Genomic DNA, 17,749 nt, shown 5'->3' with positions numbered 1-17,749 from the left:
ACTTATATTCTAGAGTTTGGTTTGCCGATTTAATGTTTTTCCTTCTCTTCGGCTCTCTTTATGAGCCACATAGAGAGGAAGTAGAGGCCTACGAATGGGATTCCTAGGGCCAGGTCGCTGAAGGGTGTCGGGTCAGGGGTTATAAGCGCCAGGAAGGTGTAGCCTGCGAAGACTATTATTCTCCAGTTCTTGTTCAGTGTCTCGTAGTTCACGATGCCTATCTTGTGGAGTGTCAGGAGGGCTAGGGGGAACATGAAGAAGACGCCTGTTGCCAGGCTCCCTATAAATATGTCGTTGTAGAACTCCTCGATTGAGAAGAAGAGGCTGGCCCCTCCGAGAGTTGCTATCCAGACAGCTGTCGCGAAGACTATAGGCATGACTACGAAGAAGCCATATATGACGCCGGAGAGGAAAAGGCCGAGCGAAATATAGATGTACTTTTTAACTATTCTCCTCTCATGGGAGTAAAGTCCCGGCTCGATGAACTTGTAAAGATAGTAGACCGTCACGGGTGCTAGGAAAGCTATAGTTATTAACGCTGCAAGGTAAAGGGATGCTGTGAGGCCGTCAAACCAACCGTGTGCTATGAGAACAACGCTGGAGCCTGTGACGCCGAAAAGCTTGGCGAAGGGGTATGCGAACAAGTTGTTCTGGAAGTCGAGCATATAAGTCTTCGTTATGTTCATCGCGTAAAACAATATGGGATAGTATGACCTTGGAAGCTCGTTCGGCGCTGGCGCTAAAAGTAGCAGCAGGATAAAAGCCACGTGAAGTATGAGTATTCTCCTTATGGTCTCTAACAGGTCGTAGACATGCTCCAACAATGGCTTCTCAGGTAACTCTTCTTCCTGGCCCGTGTGAACCACCCTCACTCAACACAGAGATCTTCTCGGCACCTAGCAGACTCTACTTGTAAGTCTTTAAGGTCTCCTCCCTTAAGGATATCTATGAGCATTTTAAACGCGTCGCGTCTAACGCTGTAAATCTTGGACAGGTCTTCGAGTAGGCTTTTAGCCGAAACCGCGTCTCCCGTGCTCAGCTTCTCAGAGAGCCTGCGTATGACTTTCTCTGCGCACTCATCGCAGTGTACCACGGCCATGGAGAGATGCTTGACCGTGCACCAGAAGCTCTCTGCCGCTGTCCTCGACTCAGCCCCTTCTCCGCCCTTCATCACGCCTACGAGCCCGAAGAGCACCTCTCCTAGCGTTTTACGCCCCATCCTAAGCCTGTCTATGTAGGTTGAAAGGCTGGGCTCCGCTAGCTGAGAATCTATCTCGAGTAGGTGCTGTTCTGCGTGTGCAATGTGGGCTATAGCGTATGCCAGCTCTTGCAGTAGTGCTTCCTCGTATACAGGGGATCTGGCATCAGCCATTTGAAACCACAGTACTTGAAATCTTTGGACTGTATTAACCTTTTCCCGTTCATCGCGTCGCTTATTTAAAAACAAATATATTTGATCGGAATATTGTCTACAGACAGGTCTCCCGTATGGTGGCGAAAGCTATAGAATTCAAAAACTTTACCAAGGTTTTTGGTTCGACCATAGCCGTAGACAGTTTAAACCTGGACATTTACGAGGGCGAGATCTTTGGCCTTCTCGGCCCTAATGGCTCGGGGAAATCCACCACTTTGCTGACTCTCTCCACGGTCTATAAGCCTACCCGCGGAGACATCTACGTCTACGGGCACTCCGTCTCCCGAGAAGGAGACATCGTCAGGCGCTACGTGGGTATAGCTTTCCAGGAGCCGAAGGCACTATGGATAGACACTCCTTACGAGCTCTTGGAGTGGCACGCGAGGGTGGTGGGCTACTCTAGGAGCGAGGCAAAGCAGGTTGTAAAGGAGGTGATGGAACAACTGAACCTCTGGGAACACAGGAAGAAGATGTTCTACCAGTTGAGTGGGGGCACTAGGAAGAAGATCGAGATAGCAAAGGTGCTTATACAGAGGCCGAAGGTAGCCATATTTGACGAGCCCACGGCCCAGGTAGACGTTATCACGAAGCACGCGCTCTGGGATATAATACGCGGCTTGAGGGAGGAAGGCACGACCGTAATAGTAGCCACGAACGACATGTTCGAGGCGGAAAGGATATGTGAGAGAATAGGGATCATCTTCAAGGGCAGGCTCAGGGCCCTTGGAAGAGTAGAAGAGTTAAAGGATCAGATACCCGGGGGAGATATAGTTGAGATCCAGTTTGAGGGCGACGAGGAAAAGGTAAAGAGACTGCTAGACTCACTCTCAGAGATAGGTAAGTACCAGTTCAGCGACCACAGGGTTCGAATATACCTCAACAAGGGAGAGGAGAAGGCTGTCGAGATAATCAACAACTTTACGAGCCTAAATATCAAGGTAAAGAAGGTGATGATTCAGGAGCCAACCCTGGACGACGTGTTCTTCTACTTTACAGGATCCATGCTCAAGGAGGGATAAACATGCACATGCCCGCCCTACGAGAAGACCTGAGAGGGTTATGGCTTCTAGTCATCTGGGATCTCAACAGGATGAAAAGTAGAACTCTTTTCGTCGTCATGCGTGTATCATGGTTTGCCCTACAGGTCTCCCTATTCGGGCTAGCCCTGTCAGCGATGGTGAGGTTTAGAGCGATAGCGGGCACGAACCTTGACTACTACCACTTCTACCTCTTCGGCATATACACCTCCATGCTCTTCTCGATCAGCGTGTCTAAGGCATACGACATAGCAGAGGAGTTCGAGGAGGGTACTATAGAGTATCTTCTCTCACTGCCCTTCCCGAGAAGGGTGCTAGCCCTCGGCAGGTCTATTGGCGGGGGAATAGCCTCCTTTCTGTTCACCCTACCCATGTTTGCCTTCATAGTCTACCTGCTAGGCTCCTATGATCCCGTAGCCCTAACAGTCTCTATGATCAGCGCACTAGCCTTCTCGATAGGAGTGGTCGGGTTTGTCCTGACGGTAGTCTTAAGCTTGAAGTCCAGTGATTCTACAGACATAGCTTTCGGCCTCCTCGACGCAATCCTCGTACGTCTGAGCACGGTCTTCTACCCGGCTCTTGTGCTTTCAAAGATAGCACCATACTACTATGCGGCACTGGTAAACCCCTTGTCGCATATGTCGGATCTTCTGAGGACAATATTCTTCTTTGAGGAGTTCAAGGCAATAGCCGTAGCAAACCCAGACCTGATGGCAGCCTATGTGTTCGGCCTGGCTGTCGGGCTTTCCACACTCGCTGTCCTCGTAGTAGAGAAGGCTGTGGAGGGGGGTGGCTGGAAGTGAGCAAATCGGGAGAGTTTAGGAGCATAGCCCTGATAGTCTACAGGGATCTCACAAGGTTCTGGAAGTACAAGTTCTGGCTTGCAGGGCAGATCGGCATGAACCTCGCAGACATACTAATCTATGCGCTCGTCTTCACCAACATGGTCAACACCCAGCTGATCCCAGACTACTTCAAGTTCTTCACGACTGGAGTCATAGCCATAGCGGCATTTGCATCCGCTTTCTCAATTGGGCGTGAGGTGGGAATAGAGATGAGGCGCGAGTACACCCATTACCTTTTAGGCCTCCCATTCACGCGTTGGGTCCTCATAACGGGGAGAATACTTGGAGGAACCCTTAGAGGTCTAATCTACCAGTCAAGCTTCATCCTCCTGGCCGCCTTGCTGGTAGGAGTCCCAGACCTCTATGGATGGCTTTTAATTGCCGTAACATCAACAGCTCTCTCCGCGTCGATGTCCGGACTCGCCATAGCAATCTCATCCTCGACAAAGGACTTCAACCTCCAGGCTACCTTCAGGGCGCTCACCTATTACATCTTCTTCTTTTTCTCTAACGTTTTCTACCCCAGGCAAGTCCTGGCTATGCGCTTCCCAAAGCCGTTAGCCGAGGCCATCGGGTACATGCCCGTCTCGATCGCCGCGGACATCTACAGGTGGGCTTTCCGCTACAACCTGGAGATAGATATCGGCCAGAGGTTCCTCCTATTAATGGTTTGGACGACGGGAATGCTGATTATAGCATCCTTAATATACCTCTGGAACCTTACGAGAGGATAGCATGACAATCCTGAAGTCGGACATAGCGGTCCTAGGCTGCGGTTGGACAGGGATACTCCTATCCCTGAGGCTTAAAGAGCGCTACCCGAAAGCCAGCGTCGTATGCCTCGACGCCTCAAGGCATCCCGGCGGTCTGCTGCGCACCGAGACGATTGACGGCTACACGTTCGACATTGGTGGCAGCCACATTATATTCTCCCGGGACAGTGATGCACTAAACCAGCTCCTAGGGTTTCTCGATGGGAACACTGTGAGCCACGAGAGGAAGAGCTTCATACTCTACCGTGGCGTCAAGGTACCCTATCCCTTCGAGAACGGGCTCTTTGCTCTGCCGCCTGACATCAGGGCAGAGCTACTCGTAGGCTTCGTGGAGAAGCTCCTAAAGAATAATAGCTCGCCTCCAAAGCCTAAAAACCTGCGAGAATGGGCCTACGAGTTCTTCGGGGAACCAATAGCCGAGGAATATCTTATACCCTACAACGAGAAGATATGGAAGAGGAGGGCAGAAGAGATAGACTCAGACTGGCTCTACACCCCCGGCAGGCTACCATGGCCCGACTGGAGGGACGTCGTACGCAGCGGCGCAGGCGTGCCGACAACAGGCTACAGGGAGCAAGCCACCTTCTACTACCCCCGAGAGGGCGGGATACAGAGCCTCTACGAGGCTGTTTATCAACGCGCCTCCAGGCTGGGGGTTCAGGTGTTAAAGGGAGTAAAAGTAGAGTCCCTTGAGAGGAGGGAGCACTGGAGGATTAACGGAACCGTAGAGGCTGGGCACGTCTTCTCAACCATCCCCTTGAGGGAGCTTGTCCTGGCACTGAACGCGCCCAGCGACGTAAGGCGCGCTTGCAACAGGCTAGATTACAACAAGGTACTTGTCGTGGGGGTTGCAATGAAGAAACCCGCCCCGAACGAGCACTGGGTGTATGTACCGTCCAGGGACCTGGTCTTCCACAGGTATGCTTGGATATCCAACTACAGCCCGAAAAACGCCCCTAAAGGGGCTTCCGCGTTGATCGCCGAGGTAACCCTCGAGCCCAGGGCCAGCGTAAACCCTGAAGCCGTCGAGGAGGCTGTCGTGGACGGACTAAAAGAGATAGGGGTGCTCAGCGAGTCTGGAGCCGAGCTGGTCTTTGCCAAGAGCTGGCTCCACGAATACGGCTACCCAGTGTATACACTTGGCCACGCCGAGGCCCGTAGAACGGTGCTAGAGTATTTGGAGGGTGTTGGTGTCAAGACGGTGGGAAGATGGGGGTCCTGGCACTACTGGAACATGGACAAGGTTCTAATCGAGGTTAACAGGCTCGTCTCTTCTCTTCCAAGTTCTCCTTAATCTTTTCTAAGCTTTCTGAGAATAGTCGCTACGACAATTATGCCGTAGAATAGTATTCCAAGCAGCCAAGCAGCTACACACAAATCATAGATTAGTGGGGTTAGCGTGGGATTATAGAGAGGATTAATAGTCAGCGGAAAGAAGGGTTTTATATCGGAGTATAGCGGTGCATCAAGCAGTACGTGGAGCTCCGTTCCGATAACGCCAGCCGCGTAAAACGCACGCGCACTAGTCTGTTCACCAGCCTCCAGGAGCAGCAGCTTGTAGAGTGGTGCGAAGCTTTTCTCGAGTAAAAGCATGATATGACCCAGGAGAAGGCCGTAAAGGAAGGCAGCCAGGAAGGTGTGAAGGTAGCCGTGGAGAGGATAATCCAGCCCAAAGACAAATACGAGGAGGGGCTCAATATCTACAGCTATGCTTGCCAGTAGAAATGTGGGGAGGTGCAGCCACCTCCTCAGAGGCAGTCCTAGAGCGAGGCCGGGGCCTAGATGATAAGGCGTGAAGGGCATAGCGTCACCGTTACTATGAACGTGTTATTTGATCTTATTCCTTTTGATCAATCCCTAACTTCTGTAGAACCTCTTTTAACGGGAAGCTTTCCCGCATCCTAATCCAGGCCTCCTCGACGTAGAACCTTACGGCAAGCCTCATAGCCTCTCCGTCTATACGCAAAAACTCGTCCCCGCTGCGGAAAAACGATGCCAGACTTAGGGCCGAGGCTAGCTGTACAGCTCTGCGCTCGAGCCGCATTGAAAAGGGTAGCGCTCCTGAAGCCTTTATATGCTCAAATATCAGGTCCCTTGCCTTCTCGATTATGCTCAGTTCAGCCTCTGTCAGTAAGACAGGCTTCGGCTTGAAGTCGTTTAGTAAAGGATGTCGTGTCTGTATGGCGTGAACAAGAGTTAGATGATCCCTTATAAGCGGAGCCTTCGAGGCCATCTTTCTCGTGGTGATGCCAAGCATAAGCCTCTTCTGGCTCTCTGCTAGCTCCCGGTACTTCTCCTTTGTTAAGCGGTGGAGCCTGCAGAGCATGCGATCCTCGATCGCGTTGAAGTTCGGGTCGCTGACCGTCACCTCATAGCCCTTTTCGAATACCCTCGTATTGTAGTTCACGCTGAAGTATGACGTGAACCTGTAGGGCCCGACCCTGTAAGCCTTTGTCTCGTAGGCTATCACGCCGCCCTCCATGGCTAGCTTCAAGGGCTCAACCATGCCCTTATACCTGAACCAGTCGTTGAACTCCGTCACGATGAAGTTGAACCTCCGACCCGAGTAGGCCTCACCTATAGCTATGAACATTGCGGGAGTCATCCCGCCACAATACCTGTTGAGCCCGGGGAGCCCGTGGGCTGGGACGCCGAGGGACTCATTCCCGAGAATGAAGTCTTTCGTAGCGAATGTCTTGCCGGTACCCGGCTCGCCGAAAAGAGCCAGGTTAAACCCCGTAGCCATGGACCTGTGCCCGTCCCCTGTAACGACCGGCGTGTCTGTCAGGGCGTATTGTTGGGTGAGGGTGAGGAGCTCATCGAAGAAGATCTCCTTCCCGAAAAGGTCTACAAGGTAATCTTTGAGCTCTGAGACCCCGAACCTTTCCCCGAATTCCAGTACATCATCCAGCCTTTGATCCAATAGTTTCTTAACGTGAGAGTTGTACTCCTCCTCCATCTCTAGAACCCTGACAAACTCGTCCTCTGCCTGTCTCGTGCTTAGCCTGGGGACAGGCTTGTACTCAACGGACCTTACAAACTCCTCGACTACGGGCCTAATCTCCTCCGGTATAACCCACGCTTTCTCACGTGGTCCGCCGGACTCCCAAACCAGCTCCCAGCGATCCCTCAGCTCTGCAAGCACCTGTGCAGCGTTAAACCTGGATCCATACAGCTCGCTTGCACGGGCAGCCACGGCTGCATACGGGGCCTCGCCCAGCTCTAGCAGGGCTTTTAGCAACGCATAGACCCTTAGACCGTTGAGCCTGAAGGCCTCCCATATGGACGACTTAACCTCTTCCCATGAGCCTTGAAGGCTGAGAACCCCACCCTTCACCGTATAGAATCTTCCCCTAAAAGTGTAATAAGCAAGGTAAGGGGAGAGAGACAACACCTGTGTAAGCTGTTCATCCGTCAGGCGTGAGGCAAGCTCTTCAAGGCTCTTCGGCCAGTCATAGTCCATGCCGAGAACTCCCTTATACACTTTTGCCCGCATCTCCCAGCCTGTAGGCTGTTCAAGCTGCGGCAGGAACCTCCTTAGGAGGAGTACGCGCTCATGAACCTTATCGTAGCCCACCCAGGATCACTTTTCCAATACGAAAAGAATGAAGTGATATGCTGTAATTAAGCTTTACATCAACACCTACACGGTAATCCCTGACAACTCTCTCAAGAATAGCCACAAGTCCTCGCGGGCTCAGAGCCTGCTGAAGTCTTAGTATCTAAAAGCCTCGAACCCATGCTACTACCACGGGAGTTACAAGGCCCTCAATCAGGGCTGCCACGAAGATTGCGAGAACTGCGGGAGCAAGCCTCCTCGGCGCGGCACGCAGAAGCCCCTTATATTCTCCAAGTGACCCCTTCAAGGCCGTGCGCCAGAAATTCCAGCCTAGCTCGATGGAGAACCCTATAACGTATAAAACAGCTCCAAGCTCCAGCACTCCGTGGGGCAGTATAGATGCGGCGACGACGAGTGGCGAGTAGCCCTTGAGTACAGAATACGAGGCCACAAGTCCAAGTATAGCTCCATTACCCGCGGCCACGAGGAGGGGACCTATTATGGTGAACCCGAACGCCAATGTCAGCAAGACTACCTTCAGATTATTAAAGAAGATAGCGAGGCTTAGTTGAACGCTTGGCCTCAACTCGACTCCAAGACGCTCCCTGATAGCTCCTCCGATCAGGTTAACAAGGTGTTCGGCAGTATCATGGGAATAGAACGGCAGTAAACACCCACCTATAAAGCCTGCCGTGAACACTAGAGTAGTCAGTACTAGGAAGATCCTTTTCATAAGGATATCGCTCTAAGCGGGTTTAAATTCTTGACCCTAGCTGTCTAGCCAGTTGCGTTCTCTTTTTTTTCCGAAAGGGTTTCCAGGACGGAGGATTCTAGACCATCACACGTGTTAGCCTGTGCACGGGAATTTAGAAAGCTAGGATTTCGACCTGTGTTCTAGGATCTCCTCTATTTTGACTATGTCTCTAAGCGACACTACGCCAACCAGCTTGTCATTTTTGTCTACGACGATTAGGTGGCGCACGTTATGTTCAAGCATGAGCTGCGCCGCCTTAGAGACTTCCTCGTCTTCCCTAATCTTCACTAGTCCCTCCATTGTTCCCACATCCTCTACGTTTAAGTCGTCCAGACCCCTGTGGTGGGCAAACGCCCTTACGAAGTCTCTCTCGGAGATGACGCCCAAAACCCTACGGTGGTCGCTGGGTGAAACTATCGGTAGAAAGCCGATCTTCTCCTTAACCATTATCTGAGCAGCTACGCGTAGAGGTGTCCCGATCTCAACCACTATAGGCTCCCTAGATGTGAGCGATTTTACATTCATCAAAACTCAGGTATACTGTGCTTTATGCAGTATTTATTAATTATCCGTGGGGAGAAGCAATAGTAGCCCGGCCGGGATTCGAACCCGGGATCTGCGGGTCCAAAGCCCGCCATGCTTGACCGCTACACCACCGGGCTCTACATCTTTATATGGTTTAGAAATTTAAATCTAGCTCTGTCTACTGGACGTCGCTATACCATATCTGCCCATACAAAATGTCCTCCGATATCTTCCATAGTAAGACAGAGATCAAGGCAGACCCAGTGGCTAGCATAAATGCGTTGAGAAAACCGGTCGAGTATTCGACGAATAGTTCGTGCAGGGCGAGCACGATAATAGCGGTTAAGCCTGAGAGGCCCATTATAGCTGTAGCCGTGAGGTCCTCAACCATGTAGAAGCCGCGTGAAGAGTAGCGTACAAGCCTTCTACGAGAGGCTATTCTCACCAGCGTTGAGAGAATGAGAAGTGTTGCGAGAATCATAAGAGGCAAGGCTGTGATTGGCAGGAGTAGCCAGGCAGGCCTTGAGTCATAAACGGCTCGAAATAACGCCAGGAGCAGAAGGCCCTCCACATAATACACCGCTGTCTTCGTCATGAGCGAGCGGGTAAGAGGCTTTAGGCTAGCCGGATAGAGCCTGTATAGCCAAAGGTTCGACAGGTCCCGTTGCACGGTGAAAGCAGTCGAAATTGTCGCCTCGCTTGCCAGGAACACTGCACCAAACGAAGACAACGTAAGCGCATCCACACTTATGTTCAACCCCCGGAGCACTACGGCTAGAAGAGAAGAAAAAGCGAGTCCAGTTCCCACAAGGAAAAGATGTCTGCTGCTTGTAATGCTTAGACCCAGGATAACCTTCCTTACAGCTCCATCAATACTTGCATCGCTTAGCCTAACTGTTTTTCTCTTCCATAAACCCATTTCTCTGAGCATCTCGTAGAGAGGCCTGATGTTCTCGGGGTGCGTCACCCTCGAAAGCACTGCGAGCAAAGCGACCATAGCGATAGATGACGCCAAAAGGAGGAGGAACTCAACCACTAAAGTATACGTGTCCACACGCCTAGAGAAAACGTCTATCATAGGTCCCGCGATAGGTGCCCCAGGCAATGTTAGCAATGGAGAGAGCCTTGACACCATCAGAGAGTGTATCCCGGATAAGGCGAGATACGCGTATCCCGTAACTTCGGGAAGCCTCGTCCTCGACAAGGCGATCCGGGCAAGCGTAGCCAGCATTACAAGCGTCTCCGAGTAAAGAGCTATCAAGGGAAGCGAGAGCATGAAAATAAGGGGGCGGGTTGGGCTGGGCTCCACGTAAGTGTATAGCAGCGGGGTGGCAAAGAAAACCAGTGGAATCGTATAGAAGAGGGTCTGAAAAGAGAAGTAGAGAGTCTTACCTACAAGATATTCAGCCATGGTAACCGGTAAAGCCAGAAGCAGCTCGTGTTCAGCCTCCTCGGAGGCGGCTATTTCCCTCCTCCCCCGTATAAGTGTCAGAATGATAGTGACTGTCAAAGTGGCACCAGTGGCGTCCTTTATAGAGTTACGGGTGAGCCCAGCGTTTGTTAACAAGCTAGGGTAGGGTGCCACTCCGCGAATAATGAATGGGGGAACCGCTATGAGAAAGACGAAGAGAGCGAACAGTAATGCCAGGACAGCCCGCCCGGCGCTTCTCTTCAAGAGAGGGTTCAAACCGTTCTTGGCCATGTAAAAGGCTATTTGCAGTGATACTCCTAGCCTCAGTACCCCTCACCCCTTGTGAGTAAGAGGAAGACGTCCTCGAGTGTCGAGTTCTCGCCCGTGGCTGCTTTTCTTCGTACCTCGTCAATGCTCCCCTCTGTTATTATAACGCCCTTGTGAAGTATTCCCACGCGTGTACATAGCCTCTCTACGTTGTAGAGCAGGTGGCTTGAAAGTACAACCGCTGCACCCTCACGCGCAAGCCTGGAAACCTCCTCTCGGAATACCCTCTGACTCTCGGGATCCATCCCTGACGTCGGCTCGTCCATCACGAGGACTTTGGGCCTACTCATCAAAGCGCTAATGACTAACGCCTTCTGTACCGTCCCGCGGGAAAGCTTCCCCATAAACTCGTCCATGTATCTCTCAAGTTCGAAGAGGTTTACGAGTCTCTCAACATAGTCCTCGACCTCAGCCCACCTGAGCCCTCTGAGAGAGGAGACGAACTCCAAAAACTCCCTCACACTGAGGTAGTCGAACCCCACGGTTAGCTCTGGGACATAGCCTGTACAAGACAACGCCTGTAGCCTATGCGTAGCGACGTTATATCCGCATAGCTCTATCCTACCATCATCAGGCCTAACCAGCCCCACTAGAGACTTTAGGGTTGTAGTCTTTCCAGCGCCGTTTGGACCTAGAAGACCGTAGACCTCGCCGGGCCTAACCGAGAAGCTCACCCCCCTAAGTACAGGTACCCTGTTGTAGCTCTTGACAAGCCCCTCGACTAGTATAGCGGTACTCATAAAACGTCTCTCTGAAATTACACGAAAACTTGTTATATTTTTTGCAAAGCCGCCATTGCTCTAACAATGACGTAGGGATAGCCCCCGCGAGTCGCTATTTCAATGCTAGAACCCTACTTTACTTGAAAAATATTTATCACAGAAATAGAAAGATTCAAATAATGCATTTATACAAAGTCAAGTCAATGATGGGCAAAAGACAATATATTGTAAGTATACCGGAAGAACAGTACTTGGAACTTTCCAGCATTGCCAAATCCCTAGGAAAAACCCCCGAAGAGATTGTCACAGAACTAGTCGGGTATTATATAAAGACGAGAACACCCCCCACGCATCCCCCCGGATACGCCTACTCCGATTACGGCGAATAAGGCAACCATACTCTGTACGAAAAACATATATTTTTCTAAAACACCCCCTCCGACACACAGACACTACTCTTTATCAACTCACCTGACAATTCCCCCTATGTGGACACATTCATCAGGGCATCCGAGCTCCCGCGAGAGGGCAGAGAGTACCTCATAGAGGAGATCAGGCCCGGGACAGCCACCCTAGTCTACGGGCAAGTAGAGCTTCTCGAGAAGGCCCTCTACAGGCTCGTGTCTGCATGGGCCTCTAGCGGGGAGCGCTCGCTGATAGTCTCCTTTGTAGACTACCACGAGTCACAGGTAATAGACACGTATACGCTCGCCGAGTATATGCTCTCCGAGAATATGGATCCCGAGGCGGGGCTCAAGCTCGTCTACCTGGCGACACTCTACAATAAGAGGCAGGCTGTCAGCCTAGACTATAAGAGGGTACTGGACCACGTGAGGCCCGGCGTCGTAGCCCTCTACAGGGTGTCCCGTCTCTTCAAGCATGCCGAGTACCCCCTGCTTCTATCCGCCCTCTCGAGGGCCCGGGAGGTCATGATGAGGGGTCTACCACTCGTGGTCTTTGTTGACGAGTCACAGTCGAGGAGAGGCTTGCCGGAAGGGCCCGCTTACCTTCTCCACTTCTCTTCTACTGTGATCAGGCTTAAGGGGCTTAGGGGAGGCTATATCGAGGCAAGCCTGGTAAAGAGCCCCTGGAGGCGGGAGCGCTCGGAGTTCTTCGAAAGCAATATCCGCGCGGTGGAGGGGTGGTTCTAATGGGTCGTGTAAACTACAGCTTTACTCCTAGGCTCAGGGAGGAGGTTCACAGGATAAGACGCGACCTGTGGCAGCTGCTGAGCGCGGAGGAGAGGCTGGCCCTCGAGAGGCTTGAATCCAGGTGGATAGGTAGATCCCACCTGATAGAGTCTCTCTCCACGCCATACCTTCTCGGCGCCATGCTTCTCGTAGCGTTGCTCGACATAGAGGCTAGGCTAGAGAGAGTTGAGGCCGAGCTTGCACGCCTCGAGTCCGGCACGCATGGCAAAGAATAATTCACCCTTTCAACTATTCATCGTGTATGGACGCTAGAAGAGAAAAGCTCATAGACTTTGTGCTGCTTGTGCTCCCCTGGCTACTCTTTCTCCTACCCTTCCAACTTCTACGAGCACGCCTCATCGAGGCGATGGTCTTTGTATCACTATCCCTAGCAGTCCTGGTAATCCTGACCGGGAGGGCTAGCCTGCACTTGAAGGGTAAGCTTTGGCCTTTAAGCTCGGCTCTCGGAGCCCTGGTACTCTATGCTATATTCCTTGCGGGGGGAGTCTTCGCCAAGGCTACGGGTATGTGGGGCCAGGTTATGGCGGTGTACTCCGTAGCTGGTCCCAGCGTGGTCCAGCTGATAGGCGTCCTCGTCATAGGCTTAGCGGAGGAGGCGTACTGGAGGGGCTTCGTTCAACGCTACTTTACGGAGGGGCTCCTAGGTCTTCCATGGTGGGTTTCCGTTGCCCCGTATTCTCTAGTCCATGTAGTCTCGGGAATGCCCTTACTCGTTCTAGCAGCGATTCCAGTGGGACTCGTAATGGGTCTTATCTGTGAGAGGAACGGGGTCCTAGCCTCAGGAATAAGCCACGCGGTCTGGCTCTATCTCGTCCTGTACGTCTTCCCCGTCAGCTCTATCCTAAGTCCTTAAAAACTGGGCTTTTTGCCGAGAGTCTTCTCGAGCTCGAGGGCTAGCTCGGGCTTGCCCTTCTCTTTAAGCTTAGACTGGAGATCCGGCCAGGGCTGCTTCCTGGCCTCGACCCTGGGGAATACCTCGACCAGTACCTCGGCGCTTCCAAGCCCAAATGATGACTGAGCCTTGACAACAATCAAGCCTATCCCGGCCTTCTCGATCCTCTTGAACCCTCCCAGAGCCTCTGAGACTTCGAAGGGGATCGCCAGCCAAACAGCGTTGGCTACCTTCTCATTTATTATCTTTACAAGCTTGTCCATGGAGGCCAAGGCCTCGCTGTAAGTCGTAGCCGCGATAGTAGCGTGTACGGCCGGCGGCTGGGTTACGGATATTGCTACAAGGTCTACAGTGACTCCGCCTGGCGTCGTGGCCCCCTGAACAGTGAGGTACCTATCCCCGAATGCCTTAAAACCACACATGGAGAGGTGGTTTATGAGAGCGGGCTTGGTCAGCGTAGGGGGAGTCAATTCAACTCATCTAAAAAATAATTAGACATTCTGGTAATAATGCATATCTATATAATCCTAGGGGGATTTATGCTAATCCAACCTCCATAATCATCATTGGGCCTAGGACAGGGAAAGAAGTCTAGTCTATGTCTTTGAGTTATAACGTCGAGGCTGCCCTACGATCAACCCAGGCTTGGTAGCGAGACCCCGTACTCGCGGAGCTCACGCGAGACCGAGTAGACCATCTCAAGCCATTCTCGTCCAGGCCTACCAGTTTTCACGTTATAGGCTTCCCAGAACGGTTTTCCTGGATCGGGGCTTTTAAGCCTCTCCTCGTACCTCTTAAGGAGTTCCTTTACAAGATCGCACACTGACGCGGGCTTAACCCCCTGCTCAGCAATAGCATGGCCAACCTCAGCCATAAACCTTGCTTCAAGTCCGCCGCCGTTAGGGGCCGTGCCGTTAGCGGGTACTGGGCCTAGCAGGTGAAGCCCATACGCAGAGGCGACTATTGTGTTAGCGGCTATCTCGTATAAGTATTCATGTGTTCCCAGGCCGAAGGCAGGCCATATGTCGCCTACCAGGGGTAGCCTGAGGTGCTCGTTAGCCAGCCCTACGGCGCTTTGAACCCACATACACTCAGGGGCAGAGGTCGCCTTCTTAACTATATGCGTAGGGTGTATCAGAACATACCCAGCCCTGTAAGCGGCCAGGGCGAGAAGGGTCTCCGCCACGGCTACAATAGCTGAGCCAGCAGGCCCCCTCGCGAATCCACCGACTATAGGATCCACTAGCGCGGCTCCTATGATCCCGTTCTCCAGTCCAACCTCGGCCTTAGTGAGCTGGGCGTAATCGGCCTTCAGCTCGTTGAGCACGGGCAACAGGTGAGCATCACCCGTAACTAGTAGACCCGATGCTATCGCGGCGAGGCTCGCAGTGCTTGAAACACTGCTCTCAGCCGCCAGGAGATGCATCCCAGGTCTTCCCGCATCCCTTAAAGCCCTCCTGAGAGACAAAAGCTCCCTAACACCCGCGACAGCCTCGCTAGGCGCACCCGCCCTCACACGTACCCCTGAGACCTCCTGTATGCTCCCATGATCTAAAGCGTCGACGAGGGGCTCGACAGCATACGAGAGTGCCGAGGGATAAAAGTACTCCTCTGGCACCGGTGTGCCGGCAAGTCCCCCGAAGACGAATGGCCTAAGAGTGTCGCCCGGCAGCCTAGACTTTAAAACCCTAGTGTCCAAACCCCTCCCCAACAAGAGTTCGCGCGGCGCGCTCGTCAACGCCTCTCGAAGCTCCTCGACAGTGAACTTGGCTACCCTGCTCTCCTCAACGATGTAGAGGCCTGTGTCCGCGGCAAGCGTGAAGCCTGCCTCGAATACCGCCTTGCCTAAACCTGGATCCGTAGCCACAGGGCAGGCAGGGTCATAGGTTATGCTGTACTCTTTCTCGAGCTCGGCCACTCTTCGAGACACACGTTCCAGGTCGAACTTCTTCTGCTCAACATACTCGCCCTGCTTGGCTCTAGCCTCCACCTCAAGGGGCGTCAACATAGACTCCAAGATTACCATGCGTGGTAAAATATATTTGATCTACACTTTCCTTTTACCCTTCACGAGCTCCCTACACACGGTGACGGCTTCCACGGCATCCCTAGCGTAAGCGTCCGCCCCGATCTCACGTGCGAACTCTAGGGTTACAGGTGCTCCCCCAACGATAACCTTCACTGAGTCCCGAAGCCCGGCTGCGCGCAGGGCCTCGATCACGTTCCTCATCTCAAGCATGGTTGTGGTCAGGAGAGCGCTCATGCCGACTATATCCGGCCTGTACTCTCTCACAGCCTCGACGAACCGCTCCGGAGACACGTCCACTCCAAGGTCTATAACCTCGAAGCCGTCTATACGGAGCATCACGGCTACAAGGTTCTTTCCGATGTCATGTATATCGCCCCTCACCGTCCCAATCACGACCCGCCCCTTGTACTCGCCACTCTGCTCCTTCGTTAGAACAGGGAGAATATACCGCTGCATGACGGCGTTGAATATCTCGGCTGATATCATCAGCTCGGGCAAGAAGTACTCGCCTCTCTCGAACCTGGACCCTACCTCCTGCATCCCCGGCCTCAACCCCCTCTCTACGACCTCGTGTGGACTGCAGCCTTGCTCGAGAGCTCTTGCGGTTAGGGAGTCCACTCTCGACTCGTCTAGCTCTGCAAGAGCCCCCTTCAAAGATTCTAGGAGCTCATCGCAGCTCACGCTACAGTGTTAAGGGAGGATAAATAAAAACTTGGTTATCCGATTATGCATTACTCGAGGATTAGAATCTGCTTCTCGGGCACAAAACGCCAAGACTCCCCGGGCTTCAATAGCCTATACTCTACTATGCCTCCGTCCTCGACCTCCTCGACGCTCACAATGCCAGCCCTGAACCCCTTCTCCGCCAAGATGTATGTCAGGTCCTCGAAATAGTCGTAGAAGCCGCAAGTGACGCAGAAGCTCCCCCTGAACTCCACCGTGAACCTCTCGCCCTCTATTCTAACTAGTCTTGCCGTCGCCTCAGAGCCGTGAAGCTTGTTAAACTCTTCAATAGCCGCCGTTACCGCCTCCAGGAGGTTCATGTGAGAAGAAAACCGTGAAAGAAATTTAAAGATATCTGGGGTTGTCTACGCGTAGTAGTCTCTCTTCGTGAGCTGTAGGAAGAGCTCGCGGAGCTGCTCGACCTCCTTCTTCACGCGGGGATCCTGTAGCTCTATCCTCCTCTTCTCGTTGGACTCCAGGACGAATTCGAAAAGCTTCGAGGGGACCTCCTTGTATATTATCTCGGTGTTAGGTATTAGGCAGTGCCCCCCTATAAAGTCGGGGTAGTACACAGGCCTATCGTGGAGGACACTGTGGACCTCAGCGGTAAACTCCGCTATCGTCTTTAGACCAACCCCATACCTTCTAGCGATACGGTCTATCTCCTGCCAAGCGGCTATCATCACAGCCCTGTACACGGTCTCCCATATCTTGGCCAGCTCCAGTGCCTCAGGCTCCTCCTCGGAGACTCTGACCTTGAGCCCCATCGCCTCGAGGTGGGAGCGAGCCACGTCCGCGAACCCCTTCGGGAGGGCTGAAACCCACTTCGGCCAGAAGTAGAGGTGCTCCTTTATCTTGGGGTGCTTCCCCCTTACAGGCGAGAACGCTACTGGTAGCCCTGTCTCGCCGTGTAGCTTCCTAGTAGTACCGGGAGCCACGGTGGAGTGCACTATGAGAGCTTTTGGTTTAAGGGCTTCAACGTAACTCTTCACATTTTGGAGGAATTTCTCGTTGAAGGGTATGGCGACATGCAGGTAGTCAAGATTCTCGGGGACCTCCTCGAGCTTATTCACGGTCAGAGAGGGGTTTATGTCATACCCGTAAACCTCGAAAGCACCCGAGTCGCGCGCTACGCTATACACGGCTCCCCCCACCTCGCCCAAGCCCACAACTAGTATCTTCTGCTTAGTCATCAGCTATCCGAGTACCCGCAGAGATATAAGTCTATGCCGTTCTGTCTAGCCTAGCCCCCACCTGAAAGTCTTAAGCAGGAGCACGATAGATGCAGTCAGCCAGGCGGCGATCATGAGAATCAACACCCAAGCATCAACCACTGGTGTACCCATTCCTGCAATAAGCCTCGCAGCCTCCGCCAAGGGCGTAGTTGGAACTATAAGCATGAAATACTGTAAGGCTCAGGTAGAGCTTTAGCCGGTTGGTACACGGGGGGAAGCATAAAGGTCAGGGTAACTATTGGGTTCGTGATAGCTGAGATGTTGGCAGGGTTCTTAATTCTGAGCACTACTG

At 52.7% G+C, this 17,749-nt stretch carries 22 protein-coding genes and 1 tRNA gene; 8 read left to right on the top strand and 15 right to left on the bottom strand.

Annotation, left to right across the window (positions count from 1 at the left end):
• Positions 1-29: 29 nt before the first annotated feature.
• Complete coding sequence (tatC, locus tag ACP5KC_RS05840; protein ID WP_428286956.1) at positions 30-866, bottom strand: twin-arginine translocase subunit TatC; 837 nt, start codon at positions 864-866, stop codon at positions 30-32.
• Positions 867-868: 2 nt separating this feature from the next.
• Positions 869-1,372 (bottom strand): hypothetical protein, encoded by a 504-nt coding sequence (locus ACP5KC_RS05835; protein WP_273433413.1) that lies wholly within the window; start codon positions 1,370-1,372, stop codon positions 869-871.
• A 116-nt stretch (positions 1,373-1,488) separates the two neighbouring features.
• On the opposite strand from ACP5KC_RS05835, the gene ACP5KC_RS05830 reads away from it, so the two are divergent.
• Genes ACP5KC_RS05830 through ACP5KC_RS05815 form a run of 4 tightly spaced genes read left to right on the top strand, consistent with a single transcriptional unit; the run spans position 1,489 to position 5,363 of the window.
• Entirely contained in the window at positions 1,489-2,433 is a 945-nt protein-coding gene (locus ACP5KC_RS05830) for an ATP-binding cassette domain-containing protein (protein ID WP_424738788.1), read from the top strand.
• A gap of 2 nt (positions 2,434-2,435) precedes the next feature.
• The gene (locus ACP5KC_RS05825) at positions 2,436-3,254 is read left to right on the top strand and encodes an ABC transporter permease (RefSeq protein ID WP_273433410.1); all 819 of its coding nucleotides are present in this window, start codon (positions 2,436-2,438) and stop codon (positions 3,252-3,254) included.
• Positions 3,251-4,030, top strand: a complete 780-nt coding sequence (locus tag ACP5KC_RS05820) for an ABC transporter permease (protein WP_428286955.1) — start codon at positions 3,251-3,253, stop codon at positions 4,028-4,030. The genes ACP5KC_RS05825 and ACP5KC_RS05820 overlap by 4 nt, the downstream gene beginning before the upstream one ends.
• Before the next feature lies 1 nt (position 4,031).
• Positions 4,032-5,363 (top strand): FAD-dependent oxidoreductase, encoded by a 1,332-nt coding sequence (locus tag ACP5KC_RS05815; protein WP_273433406.1) that lies wholly within the window; start codon positions 4,032-4,034, stop codon positions 5,361-5,363.
• On the opposite strand, the gene ACP5KC_RS05810 is transcribed toward ACP5KC_RS05815, so the two are convergent.
• The 7 genes from ACP5KC_RS05810 to ACP5KC_RS05780 all read right to left on the bottom strand — a co-directional run bounded on the left by ACP5KC_RS05810 (position 5,360) and on the right by ACP5KC_RS05780 (position 11,385).
• The gene (locus ACP5KC_RS05810; RefSeq protein ID WP_424740786.1) at positions 5,360-5,872 is read right to left on the bottom strand and encodes a hydrolase; all 513 of its coding nucleotides are present in this window, start codon (positions 5,870-5,872) and stop codon (positions 5,360-5,362) included. The genes ACP5KC_RS05815 and ACP5KC_RS05810 overlap by 4 nt on opposite strands.
• Before the next feature lie 34 nt (positions 5,873-5,906).
• Positions 5,907-7,646 carry a hypothetical protein gene (locus ACP5KC_RS05805; RefSeq protein ID WP_273433403.1) on the bottom strand — a complete coding sequence of 580 codons (1,740 nt, stop codon included), beginning with the start codon at positions 7,644-7,646 and terminating at the stop codon, positions 5,907-5,909.
• Between the two features lie 145 nt (positions 7,647-7,791).
• On the bottom strand, positions 7,792-8,361 hold the full coding sequence (locus ACP5KC_RS05800) for a stage II sporulation protein M (protein WP_428286954.1): 570 nt from the start codon (positions 8,359-8,361) through the stop codon (positions 7,792-7,794).
• A 141-nt stretch (positions 8,362-8,502) separates the two neighbouring features.
• The gene (locus tag ACP5KC_RS05795; protein WP_424738804.1) at positions 8,503-8,907 is read right to left on the bottom strand and encodes a CBS domain-containing protein; all 405 of its coding nucleotides are present in this window, start codon (positions 8,905-8,907) and stop codon (positions 8,503-8,505) included.
• Between the two features lie 63 nt (positions 8,908-8,970).
• A tRNA-Gln gene (locus ACP5KC_RS05790) sits at positions 8,971-9,044 on the bottom strand.
• A gap of 41 nt (positions 9,045-9,085) precedes the next feature.
• Positions 9,086-10,594 carry a hypothetical protein gene (locus ACP5KC_RS05785; RefSeq protein WP_428286953.1) on the bottom strand — a complete coding sequence of 503 codons (1,509 nt, stop codon included), beginning with the start codon at positions 10,592-10,594 and terminating at the stop codon, positions 9,086-9,088.
• Positions 10,595-10,641: 47 nt separating this feature from the next.
• A complete protein-coding gene (locus ACP5KC_RS05780; protein ID WP_273433398.1) occupies positions 10,642-11,385 on the bottom strand; it encodes an ABC transporter ATP-binding protein in 744 nt (247 codons plus the stop codon).
• A 161-nt stretch (positions 11,386-11,546) separates the two neighbouring features.
• Between ACP5KC_RS05780 and ACP5KC_RS05775 the strand changes: the two genes are divergently transcribed.
• From ACP5KC_RS05775 to ACP5KC_RS05760, 4 genes are all read left to right on the top strand, one after another.
• Entirely contained in the window at positions 11,547-11,756 is a 210-nt protein-coding gene (locus ACP5KC_RS05775; RefSeq protein ID WP_052883872.1) for a hypothetical protein, read from the top strand.
• Between the two features lie 99 nt (positions 11,757-11,855).
• A complete protein-coding gene (locus ACP5KC_RS05770) occupies positions 11,856-12,518 on the top strand; it encodes a hypothetical protein (RefSeq protein WP_273433395.1) in 663 nt (220 codons plus the stop codon).
• Positions 12,518-12,793, top strand: coding sequence for a hypothetical protein (locus ACP5KC_RS05765; RefSeq protein ID WP_052883870.1), 276 nt, complete (start codon positions 12,518-12,520; stop codon positions 12,791-12,793). The genes ACP5KC_RS05770 and ACP5KC_RS05765 overlap by 1 nt, the downstream gene beginning before the upstream one ends.
• A gap of 26 nt (positions 12,794-12,819) precedes the next feature.
• Positions 12,820-13,431 (top strand): CPBP family intramembrane glutamic endopeptidase, encoded by a 612-nt coding sequence (locus ACP5KC_RS05760; protein ID WP_273433393.1) that lies wholly within the window; start codon positions 12,820-12,822, stop codon positions 13,429-13,431.
• Here the strand turns inward: ACP5KC_RS05760 and ACP5KC_RS05755 are convergent.
• The 6 genes from ACP5KC_RS05755 to ACP5KC_RS05730 all read right to left on the bottom strand — a co-directional run bounded on the left by ACP5KC_RS05755 (position 13,428) and on the right by ACP5KC_RS05730 (position 17,622).
• Positions 13,428-13,940: a hypothetical protein gene (locus tag ACP5KC_RS05755; RefSeq protein WP_428286952.1), complete on the bottom strand. Its 513-nt coding sequence runs from the start codon at positions 13,938-13,940 to the stop codon at positions 13,428-13,430. The two genes, ACP5KC_RS05760 and ACP5KC_RS05755, sit on opposite strands and share 4 nt — an antisense overlap.
• A gap of 164 nt (positions 13,941-14,104) precedes the next feature.
• Complete coding sequence (locus tag ACP5KC_RS05750) at positions 14,105-15,478, bottom strand: monomethylamine:corrinoid methyltransferase (protein ID WP_424738771.1); 1,374 nt, start codon at positions 15,476-15,478, stop codon at positions 14,105-14,107.
• Positions 15,479-15,517: 39 nt separating this feature from the next.
• On the bottom strand, positions 15,518-16,180 hold the full coding sequence (locus tag ACP5KC_RS05745) for a cobalamin B12-binding domain-containing protein (protein WP_428286951.1): 663 nt from the start codon (positions 16,178-16,180) through the stop codon (positions 15,518-15,520).
• 50 nt (positions 16,181-16,230) lie between these two features.
• Complete coding sequence (locus ACP5KC_RS05740; RefSeq protein ID WP_424738765.1) at positions 16,231-16,542, bottom strand: hypothetical protein; 312 nt, start codon at positions 16,540-16,542, stop codon at positions 16,231-16,233.
• Between the two features lie 45 nt (positions 16,543-16,587).
• A complete protein-coding gene (locus ACP5KC_RS05735; RefSeq protein ID WP_273433385.1) occupies positions 16,588-17,415 on the bottom strand; it encodes a GDP-mannose dehydrogenase in 828 nt (275 codons plus the stop codon).
• A 45-nt stretch (positions 17,416-17,460) separates the two neighbouring features.
• Positions 17,461-17,622 carry a hypothetical protein gene (locus ACP5KC_RS05730; RefSeq protein WP_428286950.1) on the bottom strand — a complete coding sequence of 54 codons (162 nt, stop codon included), beginning with the start codon at positions 17,620-17,622 and terminating at the stop codon, positions 17,461-17,463.
• Between the last annotated feature and the right edge of the window lie 127 nt (positions 17,623-17,749).

The sequence above is a fragment of the Infirmifilum sp. genome, from assembly GCF_049970975.1.
Lineage (GTDB): Archaea > Thermoproteota > Thermoprotei > Thermofilales > Thermofilaceae > Thermofilum > Thermofilum uzonense.
Note: the sequence above shows the minus strand (reverse complement) of the source record. Positions and strands in the feature narration are given on the sequence as shown.

Bases quoted from the DNA above. Each gene is read 5' to 3' on its own strand.
- ACP5KC_RS05835 (WP_273433413.1), bottom strand. From the start codon at position 1,372: ATGGCTGATGCCAGATCCCCTGTATACGAGGAAGCACTACTGCAAGAG.
- ACP5KC_RS05830 (WP_424738788.1), top strand. From the start codon at position 1,489: ATGGTGGCGAAAGCTATAGAATTCAAAAACTTTACCAAGGTTTTTGGT.
- ACP5KC_RS05825 (WP_273433410.1), top strand. From the start codon at position 2,436: ATGCACATGCCCGCCCTACGAGAAGACCTGAGAGGGTTATGGCTTCTA.
- ACP5KC_RS05815 (WP_273433406.1), top strand. From the start codon at position 4,032: ATGACAATCCTGAAGTCGGACATAGCGGTCCTAGGCTGCGGTTGGACA.
- ACP5KC_RS05810 (WP_424740786.1), bottom strand. From the start codon at position 5,872: ATGCCCTTCACGCCTTATCATCTAGGCCCCGGCCTCGCTCTAGGACTG.
- ACP5KC_RS05800 (WP_428286954.1), bottom strand. From the start codon at position 8,361: ATGAAAAGGATCTTCCTAGTACTGACTACTCTAGTGTTCACGGCAGGC.
- ACP5KC_RS05795 (WP_424738804.1), bottom strand. From the start codon at position 8,907: ATGAATGTAAAATCGCTCACATCTAGGGAGCCTATAGTGGTTGAGATC.
- ACP5KC_RS05780 (WP_273433398.1), bottom strand. From the start codon at position 11,385: ATGAGTACCGCTATACTAGTCGAGGGGCTTGTCAAGAGCTACAACAGG.
- ACP5KC_RS05775 (WP_052883872.1), top strand. From the start codon at position 11,547: ATGCATTTATACAAAGTCAAGTCAATGATGGGCAAAAGACAATATATT.
- ACP5KC_RS05765 (WP_052883870.1), top strand. From the start codon at position 12,518: ATGGGTCGTGTAAACTACAGCTTTACTCCTAGGCTCAGGGAGGAGGTT.
- ACP5KC_RS05760 (WP_273433393.1), top strand. From the start codon at position 12,820: ATGGACGCTAGAAGAGAAAAGCTCATAGACTTTGTGCTGCTTGTGCTC.
- ACP5KC_RS05750 (WP_424738771.1), bottom strand. From the start codon at position 15,478: ATGTTGACGCCCCTTGAGGTGGAGGCTAGAGCCAAGCAGGGCGAGTAT.
- ACP5KC_RS05740 (WP_424738765.1), bottom strand. From the start codon at position 16,542: ATGAACCTCCTGGAGGCGGTAACGGCGGCTATTGAAGAGTTTAACAAG.
- ACP5KC_RS05735 (WP_273433385.1), bottom strand. From the start codon at position 17,415: ATGACTAAGCAGAAGATACTAGTTGTGGGCTTGGGCGAGGTGGGGGGA.
- ACP5KC_RS05730 (WP_428286950.1), bottom strand. From the start codon at position 17,622: ATGCTTATAGTTCCAACTACGCCCTTGGCGGAGGCTGCGAGGCTTATT.